We start from the raw sequence: 6,632 nt of genomic DNA on the forward strand, positions 1-6,632 counted from the left end.
AGCGAGCTTGCTCGCGAAAACGTCAACGATAAGCGTGCTTCCTGAATGAACGCGGCGCCTGGAAGTTTTTCGCGAGCAAGCTCGCTCCTACTGCCTTAGCGCTGGCTCAGCCAGTAGTCATGCAGCGCCCGCGCAGCCGGTTCGATTTCGCTGACCTGCAGTTGATGGGCGTTTACATCCAGATCTGCCGGCAGTTCGAAATTGTCCTGTTCGGCGCAGCAGGAAATCCGCTCCAGTTGCCCGGCTTGTACAGCGGGCAATGGCGGCCAGTTGGCTATCGCCACACCGCGCACATAACCAAAGCACCATTCCTCGGCAAGGGTCACCGCCTGGCCTTGATGTTCGGTTTCATCGAAACGGGCTTTGAATGCCTGGGAGTCAGTGGCCAATTGCGCGGCCAGGGTATTCATATGGCGTACACACAGCTCGAGAAAAGCCTGGGCCTCGTCCATGTTGTCCCATTCAGGGTTTTGCCCGCCCCAGATCGCCGGGAACCACTCGGCCACATCCACCTTGGCCGGGCTGGAAACCAGGGCGGTGAAATAACCGTCGAGTTCGGCCATGTTCAGCACCGAGTGGTCTTCGCCGTATTTGAGCAAGGTGGCGTCAATGAATTCGAAATCGGCGGGAGCGAGGGGTTGGGCGTGCATGGCATTTCCTTAAAACGTCGAGCGCCGCGCACAGCGCGGCTTAAAGCGCAAAGGATGGCCTGTGCATCGGGTTTTATCCAGCGTCTTTTCCCTCACCGTGGTCAGTCCCGTTTTTGGCCGATGCGCCGTGGCGCACCCTTGATATAGTCTGGCCTTTCTCAATCGCCAGTCAGGGATCACTGCCATGTCCGAATACCAAGCCTTCGTTGTCGAACTCAGCGGCAACGTTGCCCATGTGCAGATCAATCGCCCGGAAAAGATCAACGCCATGAACGCGGCGTTCTGGACCGAAATCATCGACATCTTCCAATGGGTCGACGAGACCGACGCCGTGCGTGCCGTGGTGCTCAGCGGCGCGGGCAAGCATTTTTCCTCGGGCATCGACCTGATGATGCTGGCCTCGATCGCCAATGATTTTGGCAAGGACGTGGGTCGCAATGCGCGCCTGCTGCGCCGCAAGATTCTCGAGCTGCAAGCTTCGTTCAACGCCGTGGACACTTGCCGCAAGCCCGTGCTGGCGGCGATCCAGGGCTACTGCATTGGCGGCGCCATCGACCTGATCAGCGCGTGCGACATGCGCTATGCCGCCGAGGACGCGCAATTCTCGATCAAGGAAATCGACATCGGCATGGCCGCTGACGTCGGCACCTTGCAACGCCTGCCGCGCATTATCGGCGATGGCATGCTGCGTGAGCTGGCCTACACCGGTCGTCAATTCGGTGCCGAAGAAGCGCGCAGCATCGGCCTGGTCAATCGCGTGTTTGCCGATCATGAAAGCCTGCTGGCGGGTGTCATGGACCTGGCCCATCAAATCGCCGCCAAGTCGCCGATTGCCGTGACCGGCACCAAGGCCATGATCAGCTACATGCGTGACCACACAGTCAATGACGGCCTGGAATACGTTGCCACCTGGAACTCGGCTATGTTGCAATCCAACGACCTGCGCGTGGCCATCGCGGCCCACATGAGTAAGCAGAAACCCGAATTCGTGGATTGACCGACATGACCCCAGGCTGGATTACCACAACGCTGCTGGACAACGACGCCCCTGGCGGCTGGGCCGTCGCCCGCAGCCGCGAAGGCTTTTTACACGACACCAACGGCCCGCTGTTCCCGCGCGAATGGCTCAAGCGCCAAGAGCTGTCGGTGTTCGCTGAACACGGCATCGGCCACCTCGACGGCGAGCCGGTGTACCTGCTGGAGCTCAACGCGCCGGCAGAGGTGCAAGGGTGCAGTTGGCAGGGCCTGCGTGGTTTTATGCTGCAAGGTGATCACACCCTGTACAAGGTGCTGGGCTACGCCGCGCAGATCGGTACCTGGGCGCGGGAGCACCGTTTTTGTGGCAGTTGTGGCCAGGCGATGGTGCAGGTGCCGAGGGAGCGGGCGATGTATTGCCAGGCCTGCGACCTGCGCAGCTACCCACGCATCTCGCCGAGCATGATTGTGCTGGTGACCCGTGGCGATGAGATCCTGCTGGCGCGCTCTCCGCGTTTTGTGACGGGGGTCTACAGCACCCTGGCCGGTTTTGCCGAGCCGGGTGAGTCCGCCGAAGACTGCCTGATCCGTGAAGTGCGTGAAGAGGTGCAGCTGGAGGTCAAGAACATCCAGTACATGGGCAGCCAATGCTGGCCGTTCCCTCACTCGATGATGCTGGGCTTTCACGCCGAATACGCCGGTGGCGATATCGTGCCCCAGGCCGACGAGATCGAGGACGCGCAGTGGTTCAATATCCACGAGCTGCCGCCGTTACCGGCGTCACGCTCGATTGCGCGTTACCTCATCGACCTCTACGTGGCCCGCCGTTTAGGCCACGCTGAACCAGTGCTGCCAGGCTAGACGCACGGTCAGGCCCAGGACCACGGTGATAAACACCGGGCGAATGAATTTGGCGCCGCCGCTGATCGCGCTGCGTGCGCCAAAGAACGCGCCACACATCACCGATACCCCCATCGCCAGGCCGACAATCCAGTCCACCGAACCATTGATGATAAACACCGTCAGCGCCGCCGCGTTGCTGACGAAGTTCATGCTGCGCGCCACGCCGCTGGCCTTCACCAGGTCGATGGGGTGCAGCAGCATCGTGCTGACCGTCCAGAACGCCCCCGTGCCGGGCCCGGCCACGCCGTCGTAGAAACCCAGGCCAAAGCCCTGGGTGGCTTGCCATTTCTTTTTGATCGGTGCCTCCGCGTCCAGTGGCGCCTTGGGCGTGCCACCGAACAGCAGGTACACACCGCAGGCGAAGACGATCACCGGGAGCATCTTGTTCAGGGTTTCGGCAGGCAAGTAATGCGCGACGACCGCGCCGGTCAGTGCGCCGATCAAGGTACCGACGATGGCGTGCACCCATTGGCGTGGGTGGAACAGCTTGCGCCGGTAGAAGGTAAAACTGGCGGTGGCCGAGCCGAAGGTGGAGCTGAGCTTGTTGGTGCCCAGCACCAGGTGCGGCGGCATACCAGCGGTGAGCAGGGCGGGCGTGGTCAACAAACCGCCACCGCCGGCGATGGCGTCGATAAAACCGGCGATAAAAGCGACAACGGCCAGGATGGCCAGAGTGGTGAGGTCAACGCTGAGTTCGAAAGGCATGGGCAGGGCTTATTGTTGGAGGGCCGCAGAAGGCCAGCATCTTACTGCGATGTGACTCAAATGTGGGAGGGGGCAGGCCTCTCCCGCATTTTTTACCGGGCCCGCCTGGTTATTTGTGCGCGCCCAGCCATTCCACGGCCGTGCGCCAGATGCAGATACCCAGGAAGTACGCCGACATCAGCGACCACAGGCCAAATGTCCAAGGGTTGGTGTTCGGGTAATCCACCACCATCAGGAAGCTGCACAGCAGCCAGATGGTGGTCACGGCGATGTTGATCGGCATGAAGCGCTTGACCCGGAACGGGTGCAGGAACTTCATCGGCGTGACGGTCAACAGCGCCAGGCCGATCACGGTCAGCAAGGTGACCCACGCATCCGGCTGGATGATATAGACGCACAGGGCAACGACGTTCCAGGCGGCAGGGAAGCCGACGAAGTAGTTGTCCTTGCTCTTCATGTTCACGTTGCAAAAGCAGAACAGCGACGACACCAGGATCACCGACACCGCAAACAGGTGGGTGAAATCAGGCAGGTCGATGTAGCGGTAGATAAACAGGGCAGGAATGAACACGTAGGTGAGGTAGTCGATCACCAGGTCCAGCACCGAACCGTCAAAGCTGGGCAGCACCGTGCTGACATTCACCCGTCGCGCCAGCGAGCCGTCGACGCCATCCACCACCAATGCCAGGCCCAGCCACAACAGGCACGCCTTGGGGGAGTTTTCCAGCAGCGCCAGGGTGGCCAAAAAGGCCAGTACCACACCGGTGGCGGTAAAGCCGTGGGCGCCCCAGGCTTTGAGTCTGGCTACATGCAGGGTCGATATCACGGGCGGTTCTCCAAAAGGTCAAACGGGGCAGCCGACAACGTAGCGCCGTCGAGTCTGGCCAGGGAATGCAGGTATCGACCGGGAAGGGGAGGATAAGGTTCACCGCCCGGCGTATCCGTTAGCGTAGCAAGCGTAGGATGTTTCGGCATCAACCCTGACGGAACACCAGGGCCTTCAGCCCACTCTGCGGGTCAATGTCGGGAAATTCCGGTGGGTTTTCCAGCCGCTGTACAAACCGCAGGCCCGGTGCTTCGCGGGTCACGCCGTCGATCAGGAAGTCCTCGCCGAAGGCCGGATCGTTCATGCATGCCAGCACGGTGCCGTGGGCACTGAGCAAGTCCGGCAGGCGGCGCAGCACGCGCTGGTAATCCTTGGTCAGCAGGAAACTGCCTTTCTGGAAGGAGGGCGGGTCGATGATCACCAGGTCGTAAGGGCCGTTGTTCGTCACCTTGGCCCAGGACTTGAACAGATCGTGGCCCAGGAAGCTCACCCGGCTCAGGTCGTGCCCATTCAGGCGATGGTTGTCGCGGCCACGGCTTAGGGCCCCACGGGCCATGTCCAGGTTCACCACATGGTCGGCGCCGCCTTCGATGGCGGCTACGGAAAAACCGCAGGTATAGGCAAACAAATTCAGCACACGCTGGCCCTGGGCTTGTTCGCGCACCCAGTTGCGCCCGTAACGCATGTCGAGAAACAGCCCGCTGTTCTGTTTTTTACCCAGGTCGATCAGGTAGCGCAGGCCGCCCTCGGTGATGGTCAGCTCGTCGATGGCGTCGCCCACCAGCCATTCGGTGGTGCTTTGCGGCAGGTAGCGGTGTTGCAGGGCCACGGTGTGCACGCCGAAACGGCTCCACTCGATCTGCAACAGCGTGTGCTTCAGGGCATCCAGGTGCTCGGTTTCTTTGAACAAAGCAACCAGCACCACCCCTTGCAGCCAGTCCACCGTCAGTTGTTCCAAGCCCGGCCAGCAACGGCCACGGCCATGGAACAGGCGCCGGGTTTCCGCAGGCGGGTCAGCCAGGGCAGTGAGCAAGTGGGCGTGCAGGGTAGCGAGTGCGTCTGGGTTCATCGTTAAGCGTCAGTCATCGGGCGGGCGGCATTTTAAACACAATTGGGTGGGAACTGGCTTGCCTGCGATGACGGCCTGATAGTCGACGCTTATCTACTTTGGGTCGCGGAGCGTGAGTTGGATCATCGTCGGCTGTCAGGGCCGTCACGGGAGCAAGCTCCCTCGCCACAGGTCCAGCGTTGTACCGCAGTAATGTAACTACCTATGGCCAGTTCCCGCAGTGTTTGCGATTTGGGTCAGCGCGTGGCAATCAGCGCCGGCCCGAATGACTCTTTCAAGAAAACCGGGGCGATATAGCGTTCGTAATGTGCCTCGGACAGCAAAAAGAACTCTCGATCTATCGCATCGCGCAAATCCGCCAGGTGGCGTTCACGAAACTCCGGTAACAGCGTCAAACCATAGGCATCCAGCCTGGAAATCACCCGCGCACCCCGCGCAATCAACTGGTATGCCCAGCAATACGGCGACTGGTGCGGCATAAAACGAATCTTGCGCGCTTCCAACTGCTGTCGCAGGCAGTGCGGGTCGAACACTTCCAGCTTGCTGGCCATTACCTGTACCAGCAGTTGTTCCAGACGCAGCCACACCGCCTGTTTTTCCTCGGCGTTATAGCCATTCCACTGGATCACCTCGTGGTGATAGCGCTTGCAGCCCCGACAGACCAGGTCACCGTAGACGGTGGAGCACAGGCCGACGCAAGGGGTTTTGATGGTTTGGTTGGGCATAAAGGCTTGCTTGCAAAGTCTATGGATCATCAATAGCCAATGTGGGAGCGGGCTTGCCCGCGATAGCTGTGTGTCAGTGGGTACATCCGTGACTGATACAGCGCTATCGCGGGCAAGCCCGCTCCCACATTTATTGGTTCGTGTTGATTCAGTCCCAGCTCAACGCGCCGCCGGTCTGATACTCGATCACACGGGTCTCGAAGAAGTTCTTCTCTTTCTTCAAGTCCATGATCTCGCTCATCCACGGGAACGGGTTAGTCGTGCCTGGGTACTCTTCCTTCAAGCCGATCTGCGACAGGCGACGGTTAGCGATGAACTTGAGGTAATCCTCCATCATCGCCGCATTCATGCCCAACACCCCACGAGGCATGGTATCCCGCGCATATTCGATCTCCAGCTGCGTCCCTTGCAGGATCATCTGGGTCGCTTCTTCTTTCATCTCGGCATCCCACAAGTGTGGGTTTTCGATTTTGATCTGGTTGATCACGTCGATACCGAAGTTCAGGTGCATCGACTCATCGCGCAGGATGTACTGGAACTGCTCGGCCACGCCGGTCATTTTGTTGCGGCGGCCCATGGACAGGATCTGGGTGAAGCCGCAGTAGAAGAAGATGCCTTCCAGCACGCAGTAGTAGGCGACCAGGTTGCGCAGCAGCTCTTTGTCGGTGTCGACGGTGCCGGTTTCGAACTTCGGATCGGAGATCGAGCGGGTGTACTTCAGGCCCCAGGCGGCCTTTTTGGCGACCGATGGAATCTCGTGGTACATGTTGAAGATCTCG

General features: G+C 60.2%; 8 protein-coding genes. 2 read left to right on the plus strand and 6 right to left on the minus strand.

Translation table 11 applies throughout. The features are described from left to right. Positions 1 to 95: 95 nt before the first annotated feature. Positions 96 to 650 carry a UPF0149 family protein gene (locus tag BT204_RS18990; RefSeq protein ID WP_057977255.1) on the minus strand — a complete coding sequence of 185 codons (555 nt, stop codon included), beginning with the start codon at positions 648 to 650 and terminating at the stop codon, positions 96 to 98. Positions 651 to 834: 184 nt separating this feature from the next. Here BT204_RS18990 and BT204_RS18995 point away from each other — a divergent pair, with 184 nt between their 5' ends. Both BT204_RS18995 and nudC read left to right on the plus strand, forming a co-directional pair. Beyond that, positions 835 to 1,647 carry a crotonase/enoyl-CoA hydratase family protein gene (locus BT204_RS18995; RefSeq protein ID WP_034127622.1) on the plus strand — a complete coding sequence of 271 codons (813 nt, stop codon included), beginning with the start codon at positions 835 to 837 and terminating at the stop codon, positions 1,645 to 1,647. A gap of 5 nt (positions 1,648 to 1,652) precedes the next feature. Beyond that, positions 1,653 to 2,486 carry an NAD(+) diphosphatase gene (gene nudC / locus BT204_RS19000; protein WP_072447884.1) on the plus strand — a complete coding sequence of 278 codons (834 nt, stop codon included), beginning with the start codon at positions 1,653 to 1,655 and terminating at the stop codon, positions 2,484 to 2,486. Here nudC and BT204_RS19005 read toward each other — a convergent pair. The 5 genes from BT204_RS19005 to BT204_RS19025 all read right to left on the minus strand — a co-directional run. Continuing rightward, entirely contained in the window at positions 2,454 to 3,233 is a 780-nt protein-coding gene (locus tag BT204_RS19005) for a TSUP family transporter (RefSeq protein ID WP_003191011.1), read from the minus strand. The genes nudC and BT204_RS19005 overlap by 33 nt on opposite strands. A 109-nt stretch (positions 3,234 to 3,342) precedes the next feature. After that, a complete protein-coding gene (gene pcsA, locus BT204_RS19010; RefSeq protein ID WP_003191017.1) occupies positions 3,343 to 4,059 on the minus strand; it encodes a phosphatidylcholine synthase in 717 nt (238 codons plus the stop codon). Between the two features lie 148 nt (positions 4,060 to 4,207). Continuing rightward, on the minus strand, positions 4,208 to 5,128 hold the full coding sequence (locus BT204_RS19015; RefSeq protein ID WP_057977259.1) for a class I SAM-dependent methyltransferase: 921 nt from the start codon (positions 5,126 to 5,128) through the stop codon (positions 4,208 to 4,210). Positions 5,129 to 5,364: 236 nt separating this feature from the next. Further along, a complete protein-coding gene (locus BT204_RS19020) occupies positions 5,365 to 5,853 on the minus strand; it encodes a DUF1289 domain-containing protein (RefSeq protein ID WP_054895944.1) in 489 nt (162 codons plus the stop codon). 148 nt (positions 5,854 to 6,001) lie between these two features. Further along, the coding region (locus tag BT204_RS19025; protein WP_139271531.1) for a ribonucleotide-diphosphate reductase subunit beta at positions 6,002 to 6,632 on the minus strand (631 nt) is incomplete at its 5' end.

This window comes from Pseudomonas sp. NFPP02, from assembly GCF_900119355.1.
Taxonomy (GTDB): Bacteria; Pseudomonadota; Gammaproteobacteria; order Pseudomonadales; family Pseudomonadaceae; genus Aquipseudomonas; species Aquipseudomonas paracarnis.